Source organism: Pseudomonas sp. FP1740, from assembly GCF_030687165.1.
GTDB lineage: Bacteria > Pseudomonadota > Gammaproteobacteria > Pseudomonadales > Pseudomonadaceae > Aquipseudomonas.
In genome coordinates, this window is record NZ_CP117461.1 from 731075 (window position 1) to 753785 (window position 22711).

21 protein-coding genes and 1 pseudogene are annotated in these 22711 nt (G+C 61.0%); 8 read left to right on the forward strand and 14 right to left on the reverse strand.

Annotated elements, in window-relative coordinates; genetic code table 11:
* Window positions 1-32: 32 nt before the first annotated feature.
* Together PSH69_RS30180 and PSH69_RS30185 are read right to left on the reverse strand one after the other, a co-directional pair.
* The gene (locus PSH69_RS30180) at window positions 33-800 is read right to left on the reverse strand and encodes a methyl-accepting chemotaxis protein (protein ID WP_370694472.1); all 768 of its coding nucleotides are present in this window, start codon (window positions 798-800) and stop codon (window positions 33-35) included.
* A gap of 138 nt (window positions 801-938) precedes the next feature.
* Window positions 939-1979, reverse strand: a pseudogene (locus PSH69_RS30185) (cache domain-containing protein); the annotation flags it as partial.
* Window positions 1980-2423: 444 nt separating this feature from the next.
* Between PSH69_RS30185 and PSH69_RS03195 the strand changes: the two are divergent.
* A complete protein-coding gene (locus PSH69_RS03195) occupies window positions 2424-3317 on the forward strand; it encodes a PA4780 family RIO1-like protein kinase (RefSeq protein WP_305411018.1) in 894 nt (297 codons plus the stop codon).
* Between the two features lie 72 nt (window positions 3318-3389).
* A complete protein-coding gene (locus PSH69_RS03200; protein ID WP_305411019.1) occupies window positions 3390-4607 on the forward strand; it encodes an MFS transporter in 1218 nt (405 codons plus the stop codon).
* On the opposite strand, the gene cueR is transcribed toward PSH69_RS03200, so the two are convergent.
* The 3 genes from cueR to PSH69_RS03215 form a co-directional block, all read right to left on the reverse strand.
* Window positions 4561-4974 (reverse strand): Cu(I)-responsive transcriptional regulator, encoded by a 414-nt coding sequence (cueR, locus tag PSH69_RS03205; protein ID WP_007940146.1) that lies wholly within the window; start codon window positions 4972-4974, stop codon window positions 4561-4563. The two genes, PSH69_RS03200 and cueR, sit on opposite strands and share 47 nt — an antisense overlap.
* Window positions 4971-7364, reverse strand: a complete 2394-nt coding sequence (locus PSH69_RS03210; RefSeq protein ID WP_305411020.1) for a heavy metal translocating P-type ATPase — start codon at window positions 7362-7364, stop codon at window positions 4971-4973. Before PSH69_RS03210 ends, cueR begins: the two co-directional genes overlap by 4 nt.
* Before the next feature lie 94 nt (window positions 7365-7458).
* Window positions 7459-7842 (reverse strand): hypothetical protein, encoded by a 384-nt coding sequence (locus tag PSH69_RS03215; RefSeq protein ID WP_018928385.1) that lies wholly within the window; start codon window positions 7840-7842, stop codon window positions 7459-7461.
* A gap of 161 nt (window positions 7843-8003) precedes the next feature.
* Here PSH69_RS03215 and PSH69_RS03220 point away from each other — a divergent pair, with 161 nt between their 5' ends.
* Window positions 8004-8201, forward strand: coding sequence for a heavy-metal-associated domain-containing protein (locus PSH69_RS03220; protein WP_111455406.1), 198 nt, complete (start codon window positions 8004-8006; stop codon window positions 8199-8201).
* A 109-nt stretch (window positions 8202-8310) separates the two neighbouring features.
* Entirely contained in the window at window positions 8311-9507 is a 1197-nt protein-coding gene (locus PSH69_RS03225; RefSeq protein ID WP_019582302.1) for a multidrug effflux MFS transporter, read from the forward strand.
* Window positions 9508-9515: 8 nt separating this feature from the next.
* Here the strand turns inward: PSH69_RS03225 and PSH69_RS03230 are convergent, their stop codons facing one another.
* Together PSH69_RS03230 and PSH69_RS03235 are read right to left on the reverse strand one after the other, a co-directional pair.
* The gene (locus tag PSH69_RS03230) at window positions 9516-9686 is read right to left on the reverse strand and encodes a hypothetical protein (RefSeq protein WP_018928382.1); all 171 of its coding nucleotides are present in this window, start codon (window positions 9684-9686) and stop codon (window positions 9516-9518) included.
* A 162-nt stretch (window positions 9687-9848) separates the two neighbouring features.
* A complete protein-coding gene (locus tag PSH69_RS03235; protein WP_305411022.1) occupies window positions 9849-10862 on the reverse strand; it encodes a zinc-binding alcohol dehydrogenase family protein in 1014 nt (337 codons plus the stop codon).
* Between the two features lie 119 nt (window positions 10863-10981).
* Between PSH69_RS03235 and PSH69_RS03240 the strand changes: the two genes are divergently transcribed.
* The 3 genes from PSH69_RS03240 (at window position 10982) to PSH69_RS03250 (ending at window position 14481) form a co-directional block, all read left to right on the forward strand.
* On the forward strand, window positions 10982-11911 hold the full coding sequence (locus PSH69_RS03240; protein ID WP_305411023.1) for a LysR family transcriptional regulator: 930 nt from the start codon (window positions 10982-10984) through the stop codon (window positions 11909-11911).
* 316 nt (window positions 11912-12227) lie between these two features.
* Entirely contained in the window at window positions 12228-12962 is a 735-nt protein-coding gene (locus PSH69_RS03245) for a helix-turn-helix transcriptional regulator (RefSeq protein WP_305411024.1), read from the forward strand.
* A 136-nt stretch (window positions 12963-13098) separates the two neighbouring features.
* Complete coding sequence (locus PSH69_RS03250) at window positions 13099-14481, forward strand: MFS transporter (protein ID WP_305411025.1); 1383 nt, start codon at window positions 13099-13101, stop codon at window positions 14479-14481.
* 55 nt (window positions 14482-14536) lie between these two features.
* Here the strand turns inward: PSH69_RS03250 and PSH69_RS03255 are convergent, their stop codons facing one another.
* The 5 genes from PSH69_RS03255 to PSH69_RS03275 all read right to left on the reverse strand — a co-directional run bounded on the left by PSH69_RS03255 (window position 14537) and on the right by PSH69_RS03275 (window position 20173).
* Window positions 14537-15490, reverse strand: a complete 954-nt coding sequence (locus PSH69_RS03255) for an adenosine deaminase (protein ID WP_018928377.1) — start codon at window positions 15488-15490, stop codon at window positions 14537-14539.
* Between the two features lie 81 nt (window positions 15491-15571).
* Window positions 15572-16537 carry an isopenicillin N synthase family oxygenase gene (locus tag PSH69_RS03260; protein ID WP_305411026.1) on the reverse strand — a complete coding sequence of 322 codons (966 nt, stop codon included), beginning with the start codon at window positions 16535-16537 and terminating at the stop codon, window positions 15572-15574.
* Window positions 16538-16616: 79 nt separating this feature from the next.
* A complete protein-coding gene (locus PSH69_RS03265) occupies window positions 16617-17699 on the reverse strand; it encodes a BMP family ABC transporter substrate-binding protein (RefSeq protein WP_305411027.1) in 1083 nt (360 codons plus the stop codon).
* A gap of 237 nt (window positions 17700-17936) precedes the next feature.
* Window positions 17937-19295 carry an 8-oxoguanine deaminase gene (locus PSH69_RS03270; protein WP_305411028.1) on the reverse strand — a complete coding sequence of 453 codons (1359 nt, stop codon included), beginning with the start codon at window positions 19293-19295 and terminating at the stop codon, window positions 17937-17939.
* Between the two features lie 191 nt (window positions 19296-19486).
* On the reverse strand, window positions 19487-20173 hold the full coding sequence (locus PSH69_RS03275) for an SDR family oxidoreductase (protein ID WP_305411029.1): 687 nt from the start codon (window positions 20171-20173) through the stop codon (window positions 19487-19489).
* Between the two features lie 92 nt (window positions 20174-20265).
* Between PSH69_RS03275 and PSH69_RS03280 the strand changes: the two genes are divergently transcribed.
* Complete coding sequence (locus tag PSH69_RS03280; protein WP_305411031.1) at window positions 20266-20679, forward strand: hypothetical protein; 414 nt, start codon at window positions 20266-20268, stop codon at window positions 20677-20679.
* Here the strand turns inward: PSH69_RS03280 and PSH69_RS03285 are convergent.
* Both PSH69_RS03285 and PSH69_RS03290 read right to left on the reverse strand, forming a co-directional pair.
* Window positions 20676-21602 (reverse strand): ABC transporter permease, encoded by a 927-nt coding sequence (locus PSH69_RS03285; RefSeq protein WP_019582313.1) that lies wholly within the window; start codon window positions 21600-21602, stop codon window positions 20676-20678. The genes PSH69_RS03280 and PSH69_RS03285 overlap by 4 nt on opposite strands.
* On the reverse strand, window positions 21602-22708 hold the full coding sequence (locus PSH69_RS03290; RefSeq protein ID WP_018928370.1) for an ABC transporter permease: 1107 nt from the start codon (window positions 22706-22708) through the stop codon (window positions 21602-21604). The genes PSH69_RS03285 and PSH69_RS03290 overlap by 1 nt, the downstream gene beginning before the upstream one ends.
* Between the last annotated feature and the right edge of the window lie 3 nt (window positions 22709-22711).

The following is a 22711-nucleotide window of genomic DNA, read 5'->3' on the forward strand; positions in this document are numbered from 1 at the left end:
CCCACGCAGAGCGTGGGAACGATCATGCCTACTCAAGTCCTGAAGCGGCGAACCAACCCGTCCAGCTCATTCGACAACCCTGCCAGGCTCTGAGAATCCAGCCGCGCCGAGTTTGCCAATTCCGCCACCAACTGCGCATCGCCATGAATCTGGCTGATATGCCGATTGATGTCCTCGGCCACCTGATGCTGTTCCTCAGCCGCCGTGGCGATTTGAGTATTCATGTCGCGAATCACATCCACCGACTCACGGATCTGCCCGAAGCTGCTGCGCGCTTCACCGATGCGGGTCACCGATTGCTGAGACACCTCCAGGCTCGCATGCATCTGCTGCGTCACCTGGCTGGTGCGCTTGGCCAGATTGCCCAGCAGACCGTCGATTTCCGCCGTGGAATCGGCAGTTCGTTTGGCCAGGGCGCGAACTTCATCCGCCACCACCGCAAAGCCACGACCCTGTTCACCGGCCCGGGCCGCTTCGATGGCGGCGTTCAGCGCCAGCAGGTTGGTCTGCTCGGCGATGGAACGGATGGTCCCGAGGATCGACTGAATGTCGTTGCTGTCGCGCTCAAGCTGTTGCATCGATTGCGCTGACTGTTCGATTTCCTGGCTCAAGCGATCGACACTGCTCACCGCCGCATCGATCTGCTGCTGGCCTTCACGGGCCTGGCGCTGACCACTGTCGGCCGACTCGGCGGCCTGGCTGCAAGAGCGCGCGACTTCGTTGGCGGTGGCGACCATTTCGTGGAACGCCGTGGACACCATGTCCACCGCTTCACGCTGACGCCCGGCGGCTTCGGCCATGTCGCTGGACACTTGGGTCGAACTCTTGGAGGTGGCGAGGATCTTGGTCGCGGCGCCGCCGATGCTTTGAATCAGGTTGCGGATCGCCGCCAGAAACTGGTTGAACCAGTTGGCCAGTTGCGCGGTTTCATCGCTGCCACGGATGTGCAGGTTCTTGGTCAGGTCGCCTTCGCCCTGGGCGATGCCTTCCAGACCGCTGGCCACGCTACGGATCGGCCGCACGATCAGGCTGGCGAAACTGGCGCCGACGATGGCGAAGAACACCGCCAGTACTGCTGCGATGATCGCGATCAGCCAGGTCAGTTGAGTGGCCGAGCTCATCACGTCGGTCTGCTTGATCAGGCCGATAAAGGTCCAGCCCAGTTGCTCCGACGGCCAGACGTTGGCCATGTAGCGCTCGCCATTGAGCTCAACCTCAACCAGCCCTTTGCCAGCCTTGCCGAGTTGCGCGTAGCCGTCGCCGAGGCTGCTCAGGGCTTTGAAGTTGTGTTCCGGCTGCTTGGGATCGACCAGTATGGTGCCGGTGTTTTCCACCAGCATCAGGTAGCCGGTTTCGCCGAGTTTGATCTGTTTGACGATTTCAGTGAGCTGCTTGAGCGTCACGTCGATGCTGACCACGCCGCCATTGCTGCCCAGTTTGTTATCGATGGTGCGCACGGTGCTGACGTAGGTCGCGTCATCCTGAGCCCAGTAATAGGCCTCGGTGCGAAGCGGCTTGCCCGGCTTGGCCTGGGCCGCCTTGTACCAAGGGCGCTGGCGCGGGTCGTAATTGCTCAGCTTCGCATCGTCCGGCCAGGACACGTAACCGCCCGCCGCCGTCCCGAGAATCGCATAGGCGTAGGCCGGATGGCTGTTGCCCAGATCCTGGAGGAGGGCGAAGACCTTCTTGTCCATTTCGCCTTGGGGAATGCTCTCGGCGTTGGCGCTCATGTAGGTTTTGAGGCTGTCGTCGGAGTTCTTGATCAGCGGTTGGGTGGCCAGGTAGTCAACGTTCTGGCTGATGCCATCAAAGAACAGTTGCATGGCATTGCTGACCTGACGAATCTCGCGGCCACTGCCGTCGACAAAATTGTCCTTGGCATCACTGCGCAAGTTCAGCACGACGAGGGTGGCGACCAGCACCACGGGCAAGCAGGCGATGATTGCAAACGCCCAGGTCAACTTCTGTTTGATGTTCATCCGCGCTCCAGTTTTTCTTGTAGGCCCACGCAGTACTGATGACTCGCGGATTATTGGCAGCCGAAAACGTTTGATACGCCCCGTTCCTTGAGCGCGCCTTCTTGATTGTTGTTGAGGCGATTGTCAGACAATTCCTTTTCTCTCTAATGACTTCGGCCGAGGCGTGGGGAAATTGAGGCCTGTTGAGAAAAATCCTGCGAAAGTCAGGGATCGAGGTTAGATTCTGTCGCAAATAGCTTGGCACTCCGTCGTCAACAAGTGGTTCTCGCTCAGCTATCATCCGGGGCGGTCGATGAGTTTTGCCTGATTAATCCGGCACATTGTGTGCATCTTGATGTTCATGGGAACGTTCATAGGTCGGCAACCCCTCCCCCGAATGAGAGGATTGCCGTATAACGAATGACTTTCGCGTGTTTGGTAATAAAGGACCCACAATAAAAGCTGATGAAGACTCCAAAACGCATTGAACCCCTGATCGAGGACGGTCTGGTCGACGAGGTGCTGCGCCCACTCATGAGTGGTAAAGAAGCAGCTGTTTATGTGGTGCGCTGCGGCAACGAGCTGCGTTGTGCCAAGGTCTACAAGGAGGCGAACAAACGCAGTTTTCGTCAGGCGGCCGAGTATCAGGAAGGCCGCAAGGTGCGCAACAGCCGGCAGGCTCGCGCAATGGCCAAGGGCTCCAAGTTTGGCCGCAAGGAAACCGAAGACGCCTGGCAGAACGCCGAAGTGGCGGCGCTGTTCCGTCTGGCCAGTGCCGGGGTACGGGTGCCCAAGCCGTATGACTTCCTCGAAGGCGTGCTGCTGATGGAGCTGGTGGCTGACGAGTACGGCGATGCTGCGCCGCGTCTGAACGATGTGGTGCTGGAGCCGGATCAGGCGCGCGAATATCACGCGTTTCTGATTTCGCAAATCGTGCTGATGCTGTGTACCGGCCTGGTGCACGGTGACCTGTCCGAGTTCAATGTGCTGCTGACGCCGACCGGCCCGGTCATCATCGACCTGCCGCAAGCAGTGGATGCGGCGGGCAACAACCACGCATTCAGCATGCTGGAGCGGGACGTGGGCAACATGGCGTCGTACTTCGGTCGTTTTGCACCGGAGTTGAAACGCACCAAGTACGCCAAGGAAATGTGGGCGTTGTACGAAGCCGGCACCTTGCACCCGGCCAGCGTGTTGACCGGTGAGTTCGACGAGCCGGAAGAACTGGCGGACGTCGGCGGGATCATGCGCGAGATCGAGGCGGCCCGTCTCGACGAAGAGCGCCGCCAAGCGATTCGGGCGGCGGACGATGCGCCATCAAGCAAAGCCGAAGAACCGCCTCCGCCGTGGATGCAGTGATCGGTTGACCCAAAACCCGGCTTTGGCCGGGTTTTTTACACCAGCAATACCCCGCACACTCAAGGATTGAATGTGAACTCCATCCGCAATGCTCAGTTGATTGTCGCCGCCCGGCTGATTTCGGACTTCGGCGCTTTCCTCAACATGGTCGCCCTGGCTACCTACGTCTACCTGCTCAGCAATAGCGCCATGAGCGTCGGCATCTTCCTCGCCAGCCGTGTCGCCGGGGGGATCCTGGCCAGCCTGATCGGTACCCGGTTCTATCGCCGCTGGGCCGGGCGCCTGCCGCTGATTGCCTTCGATCTGCTGCGTGCCGGTTTGCTGGGGCTGCTGCTGGTGCTGCCGGTCAGCCAACAAGCGTTGCTATTACCGCTGATCGCGTTTGGCCTGGGGTTTGGTAATTCGATGTTCGCCATCGGCCTCAACAGCCAATTGCCGCACCTGATCGAAGAGGCGCAATTACTCAAGACCAACGCCTGGATAACCTCAGCGTCGTCTGCGGCGATGGTCAGCGGGAGTCTGGTGGCCGGGTTGTTGGTGGCGGGGTTTGGCTTTGAAACGGTATTTGCGTTGAACGTGGTCACGTACCTGCTGGCGGCGCTGCTGATTGTGCCACTGCGGTTTTGCGGACCGGCCCCCAGCTGTGATGAACCTCTTCACAAACAGGGCGAATGGCAGGCCTTGCGCCAGGGTTTGCGCGCGGCGCCGGTACTGGCGGCGATGTTGGCCGTCGCAATGGCCGACACCTTGGGCAGCGCCGCGCACAACGTCGGTCTTCCGATCATTTCAAAACTGCTCACACCCGAGTCGGCCAGCACCACCCTGGGCCTGATGCTGGCGGTGTGGGCCTGCGGCAAGTTCATCGGTGCGCGAATCGCCAGTCGCCTGAAAGGCACGGACAACGCGCACCTTGAGCGGCGATTTTTCTTTGGCGTGTTGCTGATGTCCTGCGGTTTCATCCTGACGTTTCAGCAGCAGACCCTGTACGGTTTGCTGCTGTTTTCGTTGCCCGCCGGGATAGGCGACGGGTTCTCGGAGGTTGGCCTGATGTCGCGCCTGCAACGTGAACCGGACAGCCTGCGCCTGCCGATTTTCAGTTTTCTGACGCTGCTGCAAATGACCGGGTTCGGCGTCGGCATGTTGATCGCCGCGCCGTTCTATTCCTGGTGGACACCCGGCGCGGTGGTGCTGTTGTTCCACGGCATTCCCCTCACCCTGTTGCTGGTGGTGAAGGGGTTGGCGCTCAGGAATGAGCGGGTTCGACGCAGCAACCCGAGGCCAGCTCCTTGAGAATCGGGCAGTCCGGGCGGTGGTCGCCGTGGCAGTGTTCTACAAGGTCTTGCAGGGTGTCGCGCAACTGACCAAGTTCACGAATCTTCTGGTTCAGCTCGTCGATGTGCTGACGGGCCAAGGCCTTCACATCGGCACTGGCGCGCTGGCGGTCCTGCCAGAGGGTCAGCAGTTTGCCGACCTCTTCCAGTGAAAATCCCAGATCCCGAGAGCGCTTGATGAACGCCAGGGTGTGCAGGTCGTCATCGCCATAGACCCGGTAGCCACTGTCGGTGCGATGGGCCGCCTTGAGCAGGCCGATGGATTCGTAATAGCGGATCATCTTCGCGCTCAGACCGCTCTGGCGGGCCGCTTGGCCAATGTTCATCGGTTGTCCTCCAGGTCTTTGGGCTTCCAGGTTTTCAACAGTAACGCATTGCTGACCACGCTGACGCTCGACAGCGCCATGGCCGCGCCGGCCAGCACCGGGTTGAGGAAGCCGAATGCCGCCAGTGGCAGGCCGATCAGGTTATAGACGAAGGCCCAGAACAGGTTCTGGCGAATTTTCGCGTAGGTCTTGCGGCTGATCTCCAGCGCCGCCGGAACCAGCCGTGGGTCACCGCGCATCAGAGTGATGCCGGCAGCGTGCATGGCGACATCCGTGCCGCCGCCCATGGCGATGCCGATGTCAGCAGCAGCCAGGGCCGGGGCGTCGTTGATGCCGTCGCCAACCATCGCCACCACGCCGGTTTTTTTCAGGGCGGCGACGGTGGCGGCTTTGTCCGCCGGCAGTACTTCGGCGTGAACATCCTTGATGCCCAGCGCTTGGGCGACGACTTTGGCGCTGCCGCGGTTATCGCCGGTCAGCAGGTGGCTGCTGATATTGCGGGCGCTTAGGCGTTGCACCGCTTGCAGGGCGCCGGGCTTGAGCGTGTCACCAAAGGCGAACAGGCCCAGCACCCGAGGTTCGGGACTTTGTTCTATCAACCAGGACAGCGTCCGGCCTTCGGTTTCCCAGGCGCTTGCGGAGTCGGCCAATGGTCCGGCATTCAAGCCACTTTCTTCCAGCAAGCGCCGATTGCCCAGGGCCAATCGCCGACCATCGAGGCTGCCGGCAATGCCGCGCCCGGTCAGCGATTGACTGTCGCTGACATCGGCCACGGTCAAGCCGCGCTCGGCGCAGGCATCCAGCACCGCCTTGGCCAGCGGGTGCTCACTGCCCCGTTGCAGCGCTCCGGCCATTTGCAGCAAGGCGGCTTCGTCACCCTCGATGGCACTCAAATGCGCGATGCGCGGCGTGCCCGAGGTCAGTGTGCCGGTCTTGTCGAACACCACGGCGCTGACTTCGTGGGCGCGCTCCAGGGCTTCGGCGTCCTTGATCAGAATTCCGTGGTGCGCCGCCACACCGGTGCCTGCCATGATTGCGGTCGGTGTGGCCAACCCGAGCGCACAAGGACAGGCGATCACCAACACCGCGACGGCGTTGATCAATGCAGTTTCCAGCGGCGCGCCATACAGCCACCAACCAACCAGGGTCGCCAGTGCAATCAGCAGCACCACGGGCACGAACACCTGGCTGACTTTATCCACCAGTTTCTGGATCGGCGCTTTCGCCGCCTGCGCGTCTTCGACCAGGCGGATGATCCGCGCCAGCACGGTTTCTGCGCCGAGCGCCATGGTCCGCACCAGCAGCCGACCTTCACCGTTGATCGCACCGCCGGTGACCTTGTCGCCCGGAGCTTTGGGCACCGGCAGGCTTTCGCCGCTGATCAATGCTTCATCGGCGTGGCTCTGGCCTTCCACCACTTCGCCATCCACCGGGAAGCGCTCGCCGGGTTTTACCAGAACCAGATCGTTGAGGCGCAAAGCGCTGATCGCAACCTCCTGCTCCCGGCCGTCGATCACTTGAATGGCTCGCTCCGGACGCAAGGCTTCGAGGGCGCGGATGGCGCTGGCGGTCTGGCGCTTGGCGCGGCTTTCCAGGTATTTGCCCAGCAACACCAAGGCAATCACCACCGCCGAGGCTTCGAAATACAGGTGCGGCATGCGACCGGCAGCGGTGGCCCACTCGTAAACGCTCAAGCCGTAGCCGGCGCTGGTGCCCAGAGCCACCAGCAAATCCATGTTGCCGGCACCGGCGCGCACGGCTTTCCACGCAGCGACATAGAAACGGGCGCCGAAGACGAATTGCACCGGCGTTGCCAGCGCGAACTGCACCCACGCCGGGAGCATCCAGAGCACGCCGAAAGGTTGCAGCAGCATTGGCAGCACCAGCGGCAAGGCGAGGGCGATGGCCGCCAGCAAGGCCCAGCGTTCGCGCTGCAGGCGTTGTTGCTGATTATCGGTTTGCGGGTGTTCGACTTCCCAGACTCGGGCGGAATAACCGGCCTTGGTCACGGCACCGATCAAGGTTTGCGGATCGACCTGGCCGAGCAGCTCAAGGTGCGCCCGTTCGTTGGCCAGGTTGACGCTGACACTTTTCACCCCCGGCACCTTGGTCAGTGCCCGTTCGACGCGGCCGACGCAGGACGCACAGGTCATGCCCTCGATGCTCAATTCCAGGGTCTGCTGCGGCACGCTGTAACCGGCCTGCTGCACGGCGTCCATCAAGGCCGGCAGGCTGTCACTGGGCGCTTGCACCCGGGCCTGTTCGGTGGCCAGGTTGACGCTGACGGCCGTGGCGCCGATGACTTTGCTCAGGGCACGCTCGACACGCCCGGCGCAACTGGCGCAGGTCATGCCGGCAATCGGCAGATCGAAAGTGGTGGATTCGGACATCGGTCACGCTCCCTGTAGAAATTGCCTACAGGATCAACCTTGCCATGCTGGCAAGGTCAAGTGCCATGTCTCAGATCAAAAGATCGCAGCCGACTCAGTATTCCAAAGCCGCAGGCTTGAGGTACATCCCTTCCTGCGTCATCGCAATCCGGAACTTCAACACATCCCCAGCCTTGAGTTTGATGTCCTGCGACCCCGGCGCGAGCATGCCCGGGTTGCAGCCCGGCGCCTGACCCGGCAGCAGTTTGAGGCGCAGGGACACATTGCCCGGCGGCAGGTTGAACGAGGTGCTCTGTTCCTGGAACAGCCGCCCGGCCAACTGATCCTGGATGTACACGCCGATCTCGCAGGAAGTCGACACTTCCAGACGCTCGCGGGAAATGATCAGCACGCCGTAGTCCTCCCCGGCGGCTTGAACCGAAGGTGTCGCGGCAAAGAGGCTGAGGAAGCCAAACAGGCTGAGAGCTGACCAGCGCATGGCTGAATCTCCTGATGTCGAGTCATAGATGGACGCAGCTTGGCCGAGCGCGACGCCGATTGCCAGCCCGGCAGCTTGCTTCAGAACTTGACCTTGCCATGGTGGCAAGCTCGAGACTGCACGCAACCCTCATGTAAGGGCTTCATTAAAGGAGACGTCCCATGCAAGTGTTCAATGTTGAAGGTATGTCCTGCGGTCACTGCGTCAAGGCTATTACTGAGGCGCTGCAAGCCAAGGATCCGGCAGCCAGTGTGCGCATCGATCTGGCGGCAAAAGAAGTCGGCGTAGAAAGTGCGCTGACAGCCGATCAGGTAATCGCCGCCATCACTGAAGAGGGTTACGGGGTAAAACAGGCCTGAGCTATTTTTAATAGTTAGCGACCTATCGGAATGTTCAAGGCGTCCACGCCCGGCTAGACTGTCAGCCTGCCGATCCATGGCTAACCTGTCTGCCCAACCTGGACGCCTGATGAACCTGCGCACAATCCTGATTCTCGGCGCCTTGAGCGCTTTCGGTCCCCTGGCGATCGATTTCTACCTGCCGGCCTTCCCGGCGATGGCGCTCGCTTTCGGCACCGACGAAAAACACGTTCAACTGACCCTGGCAGCCTATTTCCTAGGGCTGTCCATCGGCCAACTGGCGTACGGCCCGGTGGCGGATCGCTTTGGGCGACGGCTTCCCTTGCTGACCGGTGTCGGTTTATTCACCGTGGCCTCATTGGCCTGTGCTTACGCGCCGAGTCTTGAGTGGCTGATCGGTGCCCGTTTTGTCCAGGCGCTGGGTGGTTGCGCGGGCATGGTGATCGCCCGGGCAGTGGTCAGCGATAAATGCGATGCGGTGGGGTCGGCGAAGGTCTTTTCGCAGTTGATGCTGGTGATGGGCCTGGCGCCGATTCTTGCGCCGATGCTGGGCGGGTTGTTGGTCAACACGACGGGTTGGCAGTCGATCTTTCTCGTGCTGACCGGTTTCAGTGCGCTGGCCGGGTTGGCGGTGGCTCTCGGGCTACCGGAAAGTCTACCGGCCCATGTGCCGCGCCAACCGTTGTCGGGCGCACTACGCCAGTACGGTCGGTTGCTGGCGGACCCGATATTCCTCGGTCATGCCCTGACCGGTGGTGTCGCCATCGCCGGGATGTTTGCCTACATCGCGGGCTCGCCGTTCGTCTTCATCAAACTCTATGGTGTGCCGGCCGAGCATTTCGGCTGGCTGTTCGGGATCAACGCGGCTGGGTTCATCCTGGTGGCCCAGGTCAATGCCCGGTTGCTGGCGAGACGCGGTCCGGCCTTCTTGCTGGCGCGCACTGTCTGGCTCTACCTGGCGGGCGGCCTGGCCCTGTTGGCGGTCAGCTCGCTGCACCCTGCGCACTTGTGGCCGTTGCTGATTCCGCTTTTTGTCTGCATCGCCAGCCTGGGTTGTATCGTGCCCAACGCCTCGGCCTGCGCGATGAGCGGCCAGGGCGCACGGGCGGGCAGTGCCTCGGCGATGCTCGGTTGCCTGCAATTCAGCGTCGCCGCCGGGGCCGCGGCGCTGGTGGGTGTTTTGCACGATGGCAGTGCCATGCCGATGGCCATGGTCATCAGCCTGTGCGCAATTGTGGTGGTGAGCGTGGCGATGCTCACCCGGCGTTTGCAGAATGCCCGGGCGTTGGAACAAGCCCAGGCCTGAGGACGGACTCAGCCAGCAGTGCGCTGCTGACGGCCGGGAATCTGATGGGGCGCGAGCAAGCGCGCTTCAAGGGTTTTAGTGAAGGCCAGGGCTTCGGCTTCACTGCGGAACGTCACAGCGTGTTGATCCAGGCGAACCTGCCAGCGGGATGTTGCCAATTCTTTTATCAGGATCTTCATTGCTGAGTTCCTCTTGTGAAAGACGTCTTGCAAAGACATCACGTAAAAGATTGTTCGCAGAGTTTTCGATTGTAGACCTGAATACGATCGCAATTGTGACAACGATCAACTCTCTGACTGACGGCAAAAGATCGCTGGCGCAGCGATCTTTTGATCTTCGGGTCAGAACCCTTCAAGCACAATCTTGCCCTTGGACTTGCCGCTTTCCAGCCGTTCATGGGCGCGACGCAGGTTGGCGGCGTTGATGGTTCCGAAGTGCTCACCGACCGTGGTTTTCAGTGTGCCGGCATCGATCAGCCCGGCGACGCGGTTGAGCAGTTTGTGCTGCTCGATCATGTCGGCGGTTTCGAACAGCGAGCGGGTGTACATGAACTCCCAGTGCAGCGACAGGCTCTTGCGTTTGAGCTTGGTCACGTCCAGCGCCTTCGGATCATCGATCAGTGCCAGTTTGCCTTGCGGCGCCAATGCCTCCACCAATTGATCCAGGTGTTGGTCAGTCTGGGTCAGGCTGGCAACGTGGGTCACATGCTCGAACCCGGCACGTTTGAGTGCTTCACTCAGCGGCTGACTGTGATCGATCACCTGATCGGCACCCAGGTCACGCACCCAACTCTGGGTTTGGGCACGGGACGCGGTGCCGATGACTTTCAACCCGGTGAGCTGGCTGGCCAATTGCGTGAGGATTGAACCAACGCCCCCGGCGGCACCGACGATCAGCAGGCTCTGACCCTCATCGGTTTTGCCTTCGCGTATTTGCAGGCGTTCGAACAACAGTTCCCACGCGGTGATGGCGGTCAGCGGCAGGGCGGCGGCTTCGGCGAAACCAAGGGTCTTCGGCATATGGCCGACGATGCGCTCATCCACCACATGAAGCTCGCTGTTGCCGCCGGCACGGACGATGGAGCCGGCGTAGAACACCTTGTCGCCGGCCTTGAACAAGGTCACTTCGCTGCCAACAGCCTTGACCACACCCGCCACGTCCCAGCCCAGCACTTTGGCCGCGCCAGCTTCAGGCTGCACGTTCTGGCGAATCTTGGTGTCCACCGGGTTGACCGAAATGGCTTTGACCTCCACCAACAGGTCGCGCGGGCCGGCGACCGGTTCTGGCAGTTCGATATCTTGCAGGGATTTTTCGTCGCTGATCGGCAGGGAGGCGTAGTAGGCAATGGCTTTCATAGTGGGGTCCTGGGAGAGAGAGGATTTCGATGGCACAGATGATTGGTTATTTCTCTGCAAGATAAAACCCGCTAAAAGAGCAGTCTCTTTCAATATTTTTTTGATAATCGGGGCTGAAGATGTTGCGTTTCGATGACTTGCAGTTGTTCGTTCGGGCGGCGGACCTGGGCAGTCTGTCGGCGGCGGCACGGGGGATGGATATGTCGGCGGCGGTGGCCAGCGCGGCGTTGAAGCGCATCGAACAACAACTTGGCGCACGCTTGCTCACCCGTTCTACCCGTAGCCTGCGCCTGACGGCCGAAGGCGAGGGCTTTCTGGAATACGCCCGGGCTGCCTTGAGCAATCTCGATGAGGGTCGCCGTTTGCTGGCCAGTGGACAGGATCGGGTCAGTGGGATTTTGCAGCTGTCGGCGCCTTCGGATTTCGGGCGCAACCTGCTGCTGCCATGGCTCGACGAGTTTCAGCGCGAGCATCCAAAACTCACTGTACGGTTGCTGCTGGGCGACCGCATCGCCGACCTGTTCCGCCAACCGGTGGACATCGCCTTGCGTTACGGCGAGCCGGAAGACTCGAGCCTGGTGGCGTTGCCCATCGCGCCGCAGAACCGTCGCGTGCTGTGTGCTGCGCCGAGTTATCTGGCCCGACATGGCGAACCACGGCAGCTGGAGCAATTGGCGCAGCACAATTGCCTGCTGTTTATGCTCGGTAGCCGGGTCCACGATCACTGGAGTTTTCACGACGGCAAACGCGAGGTGAGCCTGACCGTCAGCGGCGATCGCTTCAGTGACGATGCCGATGTGGTGCGGCTGTGGGCCGTGGCGGGAACGGGGGTTGCGTATAAGTCCTGGCTCGATGTCGCCGCCGATGTGCTCGCCGGCCGCTTGAAAGTGCTGATGCCTGAATTGCTCTGTGAGCGCGCACCGCTGAATTTACTGTGCGCCCATCGCGCGCAATTGAGTAAGCCGGTGAACCTTTTACGGGAAATGCTTGCCAGCCGATGCGCTCGGATAAGCAGTCAATTTCCGACGATATCGAGTGTCGATCATTAGTCGCAGGCAAATAGCGAAATTTCTGTCAGGAACTATCACCACCAATGGATTCCCGAGGGCAGGAACCGGCGGTTAACCCGCTTATACTAGCGCCCGCCTCATGTACGCGCCGTCGATCTCGCAATGGCGAGTCCACGTTCGAGTCGGTCAGACCCTACGGTCATCACCGGACCTTCGCTGCACCCGCGAAGCAATGGCCTGGGTGAGTGGGTGGCTTTGCCCGGCTTATGGCGGTTTTCGCGTCTTGGCCGAAGACACATTACTGGTCAAGATGTCTCTGAGCAGTAGACGAAACGATTCAACAGGGAGTGAATACATGGAACATGCACCTTGCATCAGCCAGATTGCCACGTTGCTGGCTGACCCAAAGCGCAGCGCAATGATGTGGGCCTTGATGGACGGCACGGCACGGCACACTGAGGAGCTGGCGTTGCTGGCGGGCCTGTCGCCGTCTTCGGCCAGTGCGCATCTGGGGCGCTTGTCCACCGGCGGTCTGTTGAAAGTCGAAACCCGTGGGCGCAAACGGTTTTTCCGGCTTGCCGCGCCCGAAGTCGGCGCCGCGATAGAAGCCCTGGCCAGTGCTACCCTGGCCAGCGCGCCTCGGGAGATTCCAGAGGTGTTCAAACGCACGAGCCCTATCGCCAAACCTCAGGCGGCGCCTTCGTCACTGCTGCGGGCCCGACTCTGCGACGACCATCTGGGAGGCACCCTGGCCGCCGATCTTTACCAGCGACTGCTGGATGCCGGCTGGATCGAGCAGCTTGATCAGCGGGTCATGATCACTCACAAGGGTTCCACGCAATTGGCAGCACGCGGTGTGTTCATCCAGGCGCTGGCCCATCGCAACGGCAGAGTCGCCTGCGCGTGCCCGGACTGGAGCGAAAGACGCCCGCACATGGGTGGTTCCTTGGGGGCGGCCTTGTTGCAACTGTTCATGCAGTCCGGCTGGTTGAGCCTGCCCAGCGATTCGCGCGCCTTGCAAATCACGGCCACGGGGCAACGTGAAATCCATCATTTCGCCAAGGAAACCGAGCTGGAAATGGCGCTTTAGAGCCATTGGGGGACGATGTCCGGGATTCTGGGCTTCAGGCGTCGTTCAGAGCTGTGGGCAGGTCGTATCCAGCAATAACCCCCAGTCACTATCGCGCACACTCGATCCGGGGACTTTCGGATTGGGGGAAGGTGGCATGGAAACACGAAGCTTCAGCGCGGCAGAACGACTGGAACGGCTGCCCATCAGTGGTTATCACCGCATCATTTTCATCATCATTGCCTTGGCGTTTTTCTTCGACTCCATGGACCTGGCGATGATGACCTTCCTGCTAGGCTCGATCAAAACCGAGTTCGGCCTGAGCACGGCGCAGGCCGGGTTGCTGGCCAGTTCGAGTTTCTTCGGCATGGTGGTGGGTGCCTCGCTGTCCGGCATGCTGGCCGACCGCTTCGGGCGCAAACCGGTGTTCCAGTGGAGCATTGTGTTGTGGGGCATTGCCAGCTACCTGTGTTCGACGGCGCAGAACGTCGAAATGCTGACGTTGTTCCGAATCCTCTTGGGGATCGGCATGGGCATGGAGTTTCCAATTGCGCAGTCGATGCTGTCGGAGCTGATTCCGGCAAAGCGTCGTGGGCGTTACATCGCATTGATGGACGGCTTTTGGCCGCTCGGTTTCGTCGCGGCCGGGGTGCTGTCGTACTTCCTGTTGCCGGTGATTGGCTGGCGCGACATCTTTCTGGTGTTGGCGGTGCCGGCGGTGTTCGTCCTGGCGATTCGTTTTTTCATACCCGAGTCACCGCGATGGCTGGAACAGGCCGGGCATCATGATGCAGCGGACACGGTTTTGCGCCGCATCGAAGAACGGGTTCGGGCTTCATTGGGCCGTTCGGATCTGCCTGAGCCGATTCGCCTGCCACGGGTGACGAGTCAACCGGGCAACTTTTTCTCCGCGTTGCGGGAAATCTGGTCGGTGCAGTATCGCCGGCGCACGATGATGATCTGGAGCGTGTGGTTCTTCGCCTTGCTGGGTTTCTATGGCCTGACGTCCTGGCTCAGTGCGCTGCTGCAACAGTCGGGTTTCGCCGTGACCCAGTCGGTGTATTACACGGTGCTGATTTCCCTCGGCGGGATTCCCGGGTTCCTCATGGCCGCCTGGCTGGTGGAGCGTTGGGGGCGCAAACCGGTGTGCGTCGTGACCTTGCTCGGCGGCGGGGTGATGGCGTTTCTTTATGGTCAGAGCGCGGTGTTCGGCGGCAACGTCAGCCTGTTGATCACCTCGGGACTGCTGATGCAGTTCTTCCTGTTCGGCATGTGGGCGGTGCTCTACACCTACACCCCGGAGTTGTACCCGACGTCGGCACGGGCCACGGGCTCGGGGTTCGCTTCGGCCATCGGCCGCGTGGGTTCGCTGCTCGGGCCAATGGTGACCGGGCTGGTGTTCCCGATGACGGGGCAGGGCGGGGTGTTTGCGCTGGGGGCGATGTGCTTTGCGATTGCAGCGGCAGTGGTGTGGATCTTCGGGATGGAAACCCGGGGCAAGACATTGGAAGAATTGAGCGAGCCGGTGATCATCAATTAATCACCGAACCTGTGGGAGCGGGCTGGCCCGCTCCCACAGGTTTATCGGCTGACCTTTAAGGTTTCACCAACCGCGCATCCAGGCTGTTCTGCGCCAGACGCTTGGCCTGATCCTGGGTCATGCCCAGATCGGTGTACAGCGCGTGGAAGTTCTCGGTGACATAGCCACCGAAGTACGCCGGGTCATCGGAGTTCACCGTGACCTTCACGCCGCGTTCGAGCATGTCGAGGATGTTGTGCTGGGACATGTGATCGAACACGCAAAGCTTGGTGTTCGACAACGGGCACACCGTCAGCGGGATCTGCTCATCGATGATCCGCTGCATCAAGCGTTCGTCTTCGATGGCGCGCACGCCGTGGTCGATGCGCTGGATTTTCAGCAGGTCGAGGGCTTCCCAGATGTACTCGGGCGGGCCTTCTTCACCGGCGTGGGCCACGGTCAGGAAGCCTTCGTGGCGGGCACGGTCAAACACGCGCTGGAACTTGCTCGGCGGGTGGCCCATTTCGGAACTGTCCAGGCCCACGGCCACGAATGCATCACGGAACGGCAGCGCCTGGTCGAGGGTTTTCTGCGCTTCGTCTTCGCTCAAGTGGCGCAGGAAGCTGAGGATCAAACCGCTGGTGATCCCCAGTTGCTGCTCGCCATCTTTCAATGCGGCGGCGATGCCGTTGAGCACCACTTCGAACGGGATACCACGGTCGGTGTGGGTTTGCGGGTCGAAGAACGGTTCGGTGTGAATCACGTTCTGTTCCTTGCAGCGCAACAGGTAGGCCCAGGTCAGGTCGTAGAAATCCTGGGAGGTGCGCAGCACATCGGCACCCTGGTAATACAGGTCGAGAAACTCTTGTAGGTTGTTGAAGGCGTAGGCCTTGCGCAGGGTGTCGACGTCGTTCCACGGCAGGGCGATCTTGTTGCGTTCGGCCAGGGCGAACAGCAGCTCAGGCTCCAGCGAACCTTCCAGATGCAAGTGCAATTCTGCCTTGGGCAGAGCGTTCAGCCAGTCGTACATTTTTGAAATCTCATCAAGTGCAATGGGGGCATTCTACAGATGCCCGCCGAAACAATGAGTAAAACCTGACCAGCCGGTTCATTACACGGCTTCCTGTTCCCGTCGATAAGCGTAGGTGTCGGCAAAGCGCGAGAGCAGGAATTCGGCGCAAGTGGTGGCCGGATACTTCGCTGGATGCTGTTCGTCCTGGCAACCGGGCAGGCATTCGATGGGGGTGTCGGGGTGTGGCTCGGCAAAGAACGGCATCGAGTACCGATCCACTCCCAGCGGGCTGATCACCCGATGTGGCGTCGACAGGTAACGGTCGTTGCTCCAGCGCGCCATCATGTCGCCGAGGTTGACCACGAACGTGCCTTCGATCGGCGGTGCATCGATCCATTCGCCTTTTACGTTGCGCACTTGCAAACCGCCAGCGGCGTCCTGGTAGAGCAGGGTGATGCAGCCGTAATCGGTGTGGGCGCCGGCGCCTTGCTGATCGCAGGAGCTGGCCGTGTGACGTGGCGGGTAATGAATCATCCGCAGCACGCTGACCGGCTCTTTGAAACGGCTATCGAAGAAGTCACGCTCGATGCCCAATGCCAGGGTCATGGCCCGCAGCAGGGTTTGCGCGAGTGCTTGCATGTCGACGTAGTGTTGCTCCATCAGCGCTTCCCAACCGGGCATCGACGGATGACGGTTGGGTCCGCGCAGGGGTTTGTCCACCAGCACCTCGGGATGATCGGCGGGCAGGTGCAGGCCCATGTCGAAGGTTTCTTTCAGGTCGCTGGGTTTGCTCGGGTCGAGTTGTTCGGTGGCGATGGCGCCATAGCCGCGGTGGTGGCGGGTCCGGGTGATGTCGATCTTGAGTTTTTCGGCGGCGGGCAGGGCGAAGAAGCGTTGGGCATGGTCGAGCACGGCCTCGATGCGCGACGGGGAGATCGGGTGGCCCTTGATATAGAAAAAGCCCCATTCGCGGCAGGCGCGGTCCATGTCTGTGGCGACCGATTGCCAGGCTTGAGCGTCATCGCTGTAGAGCGGGGCGATGTCGATGATCGGGAGTCGGTTCATGCGAAGTCCTGCATCCAGCAGATGAGCTGTTATGTGGGAGCGAGCCCGCTCCCACAGGGTTTTGTGTTCCTGACCGGAATTACTTCGGCATCTCGGCCTTCATGCCTTCCACGTAGTAGTTCATCGACGCCAGTTGCGCATTGGTCGCGCTCACGCCCGCCGGGATTTTCTCCACGCCGGCCTGGTCCTTGATCGGGCCGGTGAACGGATGCAGTGCACCGCTCTTGATGTCGGCAATGATCTGCTCGGCTTCGGTTTTCACTGCGGCCGGCACCAGGTTGCTGATGGGCAGCTCAACCGTCCCCTCCTTCAAGCCACCCCAGTAATCCTGGGATTTCCATGTATGGTCGAGCACGCTTTGGGTCGCCTGAATGTAGTGCGGCCCCCAGTCGTTGACGATAGACGTCAACACCGCTTTCGGCCCGAAGTGCGCCATGTCCGACGCATAACCGACGGCATACACACCACGACGTTCGGCCGCCTGGATCGGTGCCGGGCTGTCGGTGTGCTGGAACACCACGTCCACGCCCTGGTCGATCAGCGCGTTGGCGGCGTCAGCTTCCTTGCCCGGGTCGAACCAGGAATTGACCCACACCACTTTGATCTCGGTGCCCGGGTTGTACTTGTTCAGGGCCAGCTGGATGGCGTTGATGTCGCGGATCACTTCTGGAATCGGGAAGGAAGCGACGTAGCCGATTTTCTTGGTCTTGGTCATCTTCGCCGCAAGGAAACCGCCGACGTAGCGGCCCTCGTAAGTGCGCGCCAGGTACGTGCCGAGGTTCTTGTCCTGCTTGTAGCCGGTGGCGTGTTCGAAGGTCACTTTGGGAAACTGTTTGGCGACTTTCAGGGTCGGGTTCATGTAGCCGAAAGACGTGGTGAAAATCAGGTCGTACTGGTCCTTGGCCATGTTGCGGATCACCCGCTCGGCGTCGGCGCCTTCGGCGACGTTCTCCACGTAGTTGGTGGTGATCTGGTCGCCGAATTTCTCTGCCAGTGCCTTGCGTCCCTGTTCATGCTGATACGTCCAGCCGTGGTCACCGATCGGGCCGATATAGACGAAGCCGACTTTCAGCGGGGCGGCAGCACTGGCGGTCAGGCTGGCGCTCAGACCGATGGCTGCGGCGACAGCGCAAAGCAGCTGCTTCAACGGACGTTTGTGCATGAACTGGAACTCCATTTTGTTGTGAGGTGTACCGGGTCAATGCAAATTGCTGACCAACAGGACAACAAAATAAAAATATCGCAGCCTTCGGCACCTCACGCCTCTGTAGGCGCTGCCGAAGACTGCGATCTTTTGATGTTCAATACATCACCGGAGCCAACCCGGTGCAGAGGCTCCAACTCATGCCATCCGCTGGTGCGGACAGCTCACACAAAGCTGTGGGAGCGGGGGAGTGTGTCAGGTGCCGGCGATCAACTGCCGAGCCGCCTGGCTGTGATCGGCGATCAACCCTTTCAGATCCAGCCCCTCAACCTGCCCATCGATCACCCGCCACTTGCCGCCGACCATCACCCGGTCCGCTCGGTCCGCGCCGCACAGCAGCAGCGCCGACACCGGATCATGGCTGCCGGAGAAGCGCAGTTCATCCAGTTTGAACAGCGCCAGATCCGCTTGCTTGCCCACCGCCAGTTCGCCGATGTCGCTGCGCCCGAGCAACTGCGCCGAACCCTTGGTGGCCCAGCCCAATACGCGTTCCGGGGTGATCTTCTGCGCGCCATAACGCAGGCGCTGGATGTACAGCGCCTGTCGGGTTTCGAGCATCATGTTCGAGGCATCGTTGGACGCCGAACCGTCCACGCCCAGGCCCAGCAACGCGCCAGCGTCGGTCAACTCGATGGTTGGGCAAATCCCTGAAGCCAGGCGCATGTTCGAACTCGGGCAATGGCAAATACCGGTGCCGGCCGCGCCGAGGCGGGCGATTTCGTCGGGGTTGAAATGAATGCCGTGGGCCAGCCAGGTGCGTGGGCCGAGCCAGCCGACGCTGTCCAGATAATCCACGGTACGCAGGCCGAAGCGTTGCAGGCAGAAGTCTTCTTCGTCGAGGGTTTCGGCCAGGTGAGTGTGCAGGCGCACGTCGAGGGTGTTTGCCAGTTCGGCGCTGGCGGACATGATTTGCGGGGTTACTGAAAATGGCGAGCAGGGCGCCAAAGCGATCTGGATTTGCGCGCCGTCACCACGCTCGTGGTACTCGGCAATCAAGCGTTGGCTGTCGGCGAGAATCACTTCGCCCTGCTGCACGGTCTGCTGCGGCGGCAGCCCCCCGTCTTTTTCACCAAGGCTCATTGAACCGCGAGTGAGCATGGCGCGCATGCCCAGTTCGCGGACACTCTCGACCTGCACATCGATCGCATTTTCCAGGCCTTCCGGAAACAGGTAATGGTGATCGGCCGCAGTGGTGCAGCCGGACAGCAGCAACTCGGCCAAGGCGACTTTGGTGGCGAGGGCGAGTTTTTCCGGCGTGAGCCGGGCCCAGACCGGATAGAGGGTTTTCAACCATGGGAATAACGGCTGATTGACCACCGGCGCCCAGGCGCGGGTCAGGGTTTGATAGAAGTGGTGATGGGTGTTGATCAGCCCCGGCAAGATCACATGTTCGCGGGCATCAAAGACTTGTCCACAGGGTGCTGACGGTTGCTGGCCGACGCCGAGCACTTCGACGATCAAACCGTCTTGCAGCACCAGGCCGCCACGGGCATCGAGCGCGTTGGCCGTGAAAATGGCGAGGGGATTTTTTAACCAGGTACGGGTCGCAGGCATAGTGGCCGGCTCCTCTGAAAGTGGGGTTCAGGGTTGCCAGCTCAGTGTTGCCCTGTCTGCTGATCCAGGGTCGCCGCGGGGGGCGAGGTGCGGAGTTTCGAACAAAACCGTGTTCCGGGCAAGCCTCACGCGACCAGACGATGCAAAACCTTGTGGGAGCCAGGCAAGCCAGCTCCCACAGGGGGGGAGTGTTACCAGGGAATGGTTTCACCCCGGTAGTTCACAAAATGATGCCCGCCCTTGCCGGCATACGCATTCACCTGATCGATCAGCCCGCGGGTGCTGGTTTCCACATCAATGTCGGCACCTTCGCCACCCATGTCGGTCTTTACCCAGCCCGGGTGCAGCGACAGCACGGTGAGTTTCTGTTCGCCCAGTTGCGTGACGAAGCTGTTGGTCATCGAGTTCAGCGCCGCTTTGCTGGCCTTGTACAGCGCCAGCTCCGGCGCGTCGGGCATGGTCACGCTGCCCAGCACCGAACTCATGAACGCCAGCACGCCACTGCCTTCACGAATCTGCGCGACGAAGCGCTGGGCCAGGTTGATCGGCGCCACGGCGTTGGTGAAGAACAATTGACCGACCTCGGCCAGGGTCGCGCCACCCGGCGTCTGGACTTCCGGCCCCTTGACCCCGGCATTCACGAACAACAGGTCGAACACCTCGCCCTTGAGCTGTTGGCTGAGGGCGATGACCGCTTGCTGGTCGTCCATGTCGAGTTTTTCGATCCGTACCTTGCCTAACGCCTGCAAGACTTCGGCGCTCTGCGGGTTGCGCACGGTGGCGGTGACTTGCCAGCCGTCGGCCAGCAGGGTTTTCACCAGACCGAGGCCCAGACCCCGGGAGGCGCCGATGATGAGTGCGGTTTTTGCCGTGGACATGAATGGCTTCCTTGATGTCTCGAGAGGGCTTGACCTTGGAGCATACTCCAGGCTTTAGCCTTGTTGCTCCCTGAATGTATGGAGCAATGCCAATGTGGACTTCAACGCAATATCGTCAACTGGTGCGTGGCAGCGCGTGGTACGACCTGATCGTCACGGCGGCATTTGCCACGCCGTGGAGTTTTGCGGCGTTGCATGGCGTGCTGTTAAACCTGAGTCAGACTTTCAATCTGCCCGGCGAGCTACCGCCGTTCGAGCCGGTGCACATGTTGATGGCCAATCTGTTGGGCTCGATTGTGTGCGTATGGGCCGTGCTGCGGATTCGCGATCCGCAGCAGATGTTTGGGCGATATGACGCGGTGGGGAGGTTTCTGTTCTCGGCCTGGCAGGCTTATGCGCTGGCCCATGGGGCGAGTTCGCTATTGGTGATTTTCCTGTTCTTTGAACTGATGTGGGGTGTGGCCCAAGCGTTGCCTGTTCGGACGCCTTCGCGGGCCACCACTTAATGCCCCGCCCGCCACGGCTGCCCCAACGACACCGGCGCATACAATCGTGTGCGCACGGCATCCCGGGACAGCAGCACCAACACCACAATGGTCGCGACATACGGCAGCATCGCCAGCAGACTCGACGCAATTGCCAGCCCCAACCCCTGCGCCACCAAATGCAGGATGCTGGCGAGACCGAACAGATACGCTCCAAGCAGCAACCGCCACACTCGCCAACTGGCAAACACCACCAGCGCCAGGGCAATCCAGCCGCGACCGGCGCTCATGTTCTCTGCCCACATCGGCGTATAGGCCAAGGACAAATATGCCCCAGCCAACCCCGCCATCGCCCCGCCAAACAGCACCGCCAGCGTACGCACGCGCAACACCGGCAAGCCCATTGCACTGGCGGCGTCCGGGCTTTCGCCGACCGCCTGAATAATCAACCCGACGCGACTTTTCACAATCACCCAGGCCACCAGCGCAAACAGGGCAAACGACAGATACACCAGCAGGTCCTGGGCAAACAGCATCCGCCCGATCAGCGGAATTTCACTCAGATAAGGAATCGCCAGCGGCTCGAAACCCGCCAGCGGTTTGCCGACCCACGCAGCGCCAACGAAGGTCGACAGGCCCACGCCGAAGATCGTCAACGCCAACCCTGTTGCCACCTGGTTGGCGTTGAACACCAGCGCCACCAGGGCGAACAGCGACGACAACAGCATCCCGGCGAACATCGCCAGCAACACCCCGAGCCAGAGGTTGCCACTGTTCAGCGCGACGATAAAACCGATCACCGCCCCAAACAGCATCATGCCTTCCTGCCCAAGATTGAGGACGCCGCTCTTCTCGCAGATCAACTCGCCCAACGCCACCAACAACAGCGGTGTGCCACAGCGAACCATGGCATAGAAAATATTGCTCAGCAGATCGATATCCATCACAAGGCTCCTGCTTGTACGGCGGTAGTCGAGGTGCGCCGTACCCAGCGCAGGTTCAAACGTGGTCGGTAGAGAATCAGCACGTCACTGGCCAGCAGGAAAAACAGCATCATTCCCTGGAACAATTGAGTGATGGCTTGCGGCAGGTTCATGCTCATCTGCGCGCTCTCGCCACCGATGTACAGCAGCGCCATCAACAGGCTGGAAAACAGAATGCCGATGGGATTCAGCCGCCCGAGAAACGCCACGGTGATCGCCGCATAGCCATAACCCGGTGAGACCTGCGGCACCAGTTGGCCGATGGGCCCGGTCACTTCGCAAACCCCGGCCAGCCCCGCCAGGCCACCGCTGATCAACAGCGCCAGCCAGATCAGCCGCTTCTCGCGAAAGCCGACAAAACCCGCTGCGCGCTTGTCCAGCCCGAGCACTTTGATCTGGAAACCGACAAAGCTCTTCTGCAACAACACCCACACCGCAACCAGCGCGAGCAAGGCGAAATACACGCCCGCATGGACCCGACCATCCTCCATCAGCAGCGGCAAACGACTGGCATCGCCAAACATCGCCGACTCCGGAAAGTTGAACCCGGCCGGATCCTTCAGCGGCCCGTGAACGCAGAACAGCAGCAGGTTCAAAGCGATGTAATTGAGCATGATGCTGGTGAGGATTTCATTGGCGTTGAAGCGTGTACGCAGCCATGCCGTCAGCCCGGCCCACGCGGCACCGGCCAGGGTGCCGGTGAGCAGGATCAACACCAGCGCCCAACGGCTTTGCAGGTCGATGATGTTCACCGCCAATGCACTGCCGGCCAAGGCGCCGAGCAGCAACTGACCTTCGGCGCCGATGTTCCAGATCCGTGCCTGATACGCCACTGCCAGGCCCAATGCACAGAGCAGAATCGGCAATGCTTTGACCAACAATTCAGAGACCCCGTACAGGTCGCTGATCGGTGCAATCAGCAAGGTGTGCAAGGTCAGCAACGGATCGTGGCCCAGCGCGATAAACAGCAATGAGCCACAGCCCAGGGTCAACACAGCCGCCAGCAACGGCGAGCACCACAACATCAGGCGCGATTGCTGGCCACGGGGTTCGAGAGAAAGCAGCATGTG

What these genes read in the sequence shown, in the direction of transcription:
- PSH69_RS03240 (WP_305411023.1), top strand. Translation starts at nt 10,982, where the DNA reads ATGTTGCGTTTCGATGACTTGCAGTTGTTCGTTCGGGCGGCGGACCTG.
- PSH69_RS03265 (WP_305411027.1), bottom strand. Translation starts at nt 17,699, where the DNA reads ATGCACAAACGTCCGTTGAAGCAGCTGCTTTGCGCTGTCGCCGCAGCC.
- PSH69_RS03210 (WP_305411020.1), bottom strand. Translation starts at nt 7,364, where the DNA reads ATGTCCGAATCCACCACTTTCGATCTGCCGATTGCCGGCATGACCTGC.
- PSH69_RS03280 (WP_305411031.1), top strand. Translation starts at nt 20,266, where the DNA reads ATGTGGACTTCAACGCAATATCGTCAACTGGTGCGTGGCAGCGCGTGG.
- PSH69_RS03255 (WP_018928377.1), bottom strand. Translation starts at nt 15,490, where the DNA reads ATGTACGACTGGCTGAACGCTCTGCCCAAGGCAGAATTGCACTTGCAT.
- PSH69_RS03195 (WP_305411018.1), top strand. Translation starts at nt 2,424, where the DNA reads ATGAAGACTCCAAAACGCATTGAACCCCTGATCGAGGACGGTCTGGTC.
- PSH69_RS03270 (WP_305411028.1), bottom strand. Translation starts at nt 19,295, where the DNA reads ATGCCTGCGACCCGTACCTGGTTAAAAAATCCCCTCGCCATTTTCACG.
- PSH69_RS03275 (WP_305411029.1), bottom strand. Translation starts at nt 20,173, where the DNA reads ATGTCCACGGCAAAAACCGCACTCATCATCGGCGCCTCCCGGGGTCTG.
- PSH69_RS03285 (WP_019582313.1), bottom strand. Translation starts at nt 21,602, where the DNA reads ATGGATATCGATCTGCTGAGCAATATTTTCTATGCCATGGTTCGCTGT.
- PSH69_RS03250 (WP_305411025.1), top strand. Translation starts at nt 13,099, where the DNA reads ATGGAAACACGAAGCTTCAGCGCGGCAGAACGACTGGAACGGCTGCCC.
- PSH69_RS03215 (WP_018928385.1), bottom strand. Translation starts at nt 7,842, where the DNA reads ATGCGCTGGTCAGCTCTCAGCCTGTTTGGCTTCCTCAGCCTCTTTGCC.
- PSH69_RS03290 (WP_018928370.1), bottom strand. Translation starts at nt 22,708, where the DNA reads ATGCTGCTTTCTCTCGAACCCCGTGGCCAGCAATCGCGCCTGATGTTG.
- cueR (WP_007940146.1), bottom strand. Translation starts at nt 4,974, where the DNA reads ATGAACATTGGCCAAGCGGCCCGCCAGAGCGGTCTGAGCGCGAAGATG.
- PSH69_RS03260 (WP_305411026.1), bottom strand. Translation starts at nt 16,537, where the DNA reads ATGAACCGACTCCCGATCATCGACATCGCCCCGCTCTACAGCGATGAC.
- PSH69_RS03230 (WP_018928382.1), bottom strand. Translation starts at nt 9,686, where the DNA reads ATGAAGATCCTGATAAAAGAATTGGCAACATCCCGCTGGCAGGTTCGC.
- PSH69_RS03225 (WP_019582302.1), top strand. Translation starts at nt 8,311, where the DNA reads ATGAACCTGCGCACAATCCTGATTCTCGGCGCCTTGAGCGCTTTCGGT.
- PSH69_RS03245 (WP_305411024.1), top strand. Translation starts at nt 12,228, where the DNA reads ATGGAACATGCACCTTGCATCAGCCAGATTGCCACGTTGCTGGCTGAC.
- PSH69_RS03235 (WP_305411022.1), bottom strand. Translation starts at nt 10,862, where the DNA reads ATGAAAGCCATTGCCTACTACGCCTCCCTGCCGATCAGCGACGAAAAA.
- PSH69_RS30180 (WP_370694472.1), bottom strand. Translation starts at nt 800, where the DNA reads ATGGCCGAAGCCGCCGGGCGTCAGCGTGAAGCGGTGGACATGGTGTCC.
- PSH69_RS03220 (WP_111455406.1), top strand. Translation starts at nt 8,004, where the DNA reads ATGCAAGTGTTCAATGTTGAAGGTATGTCCTGCGGTCACTGCGTCAAG.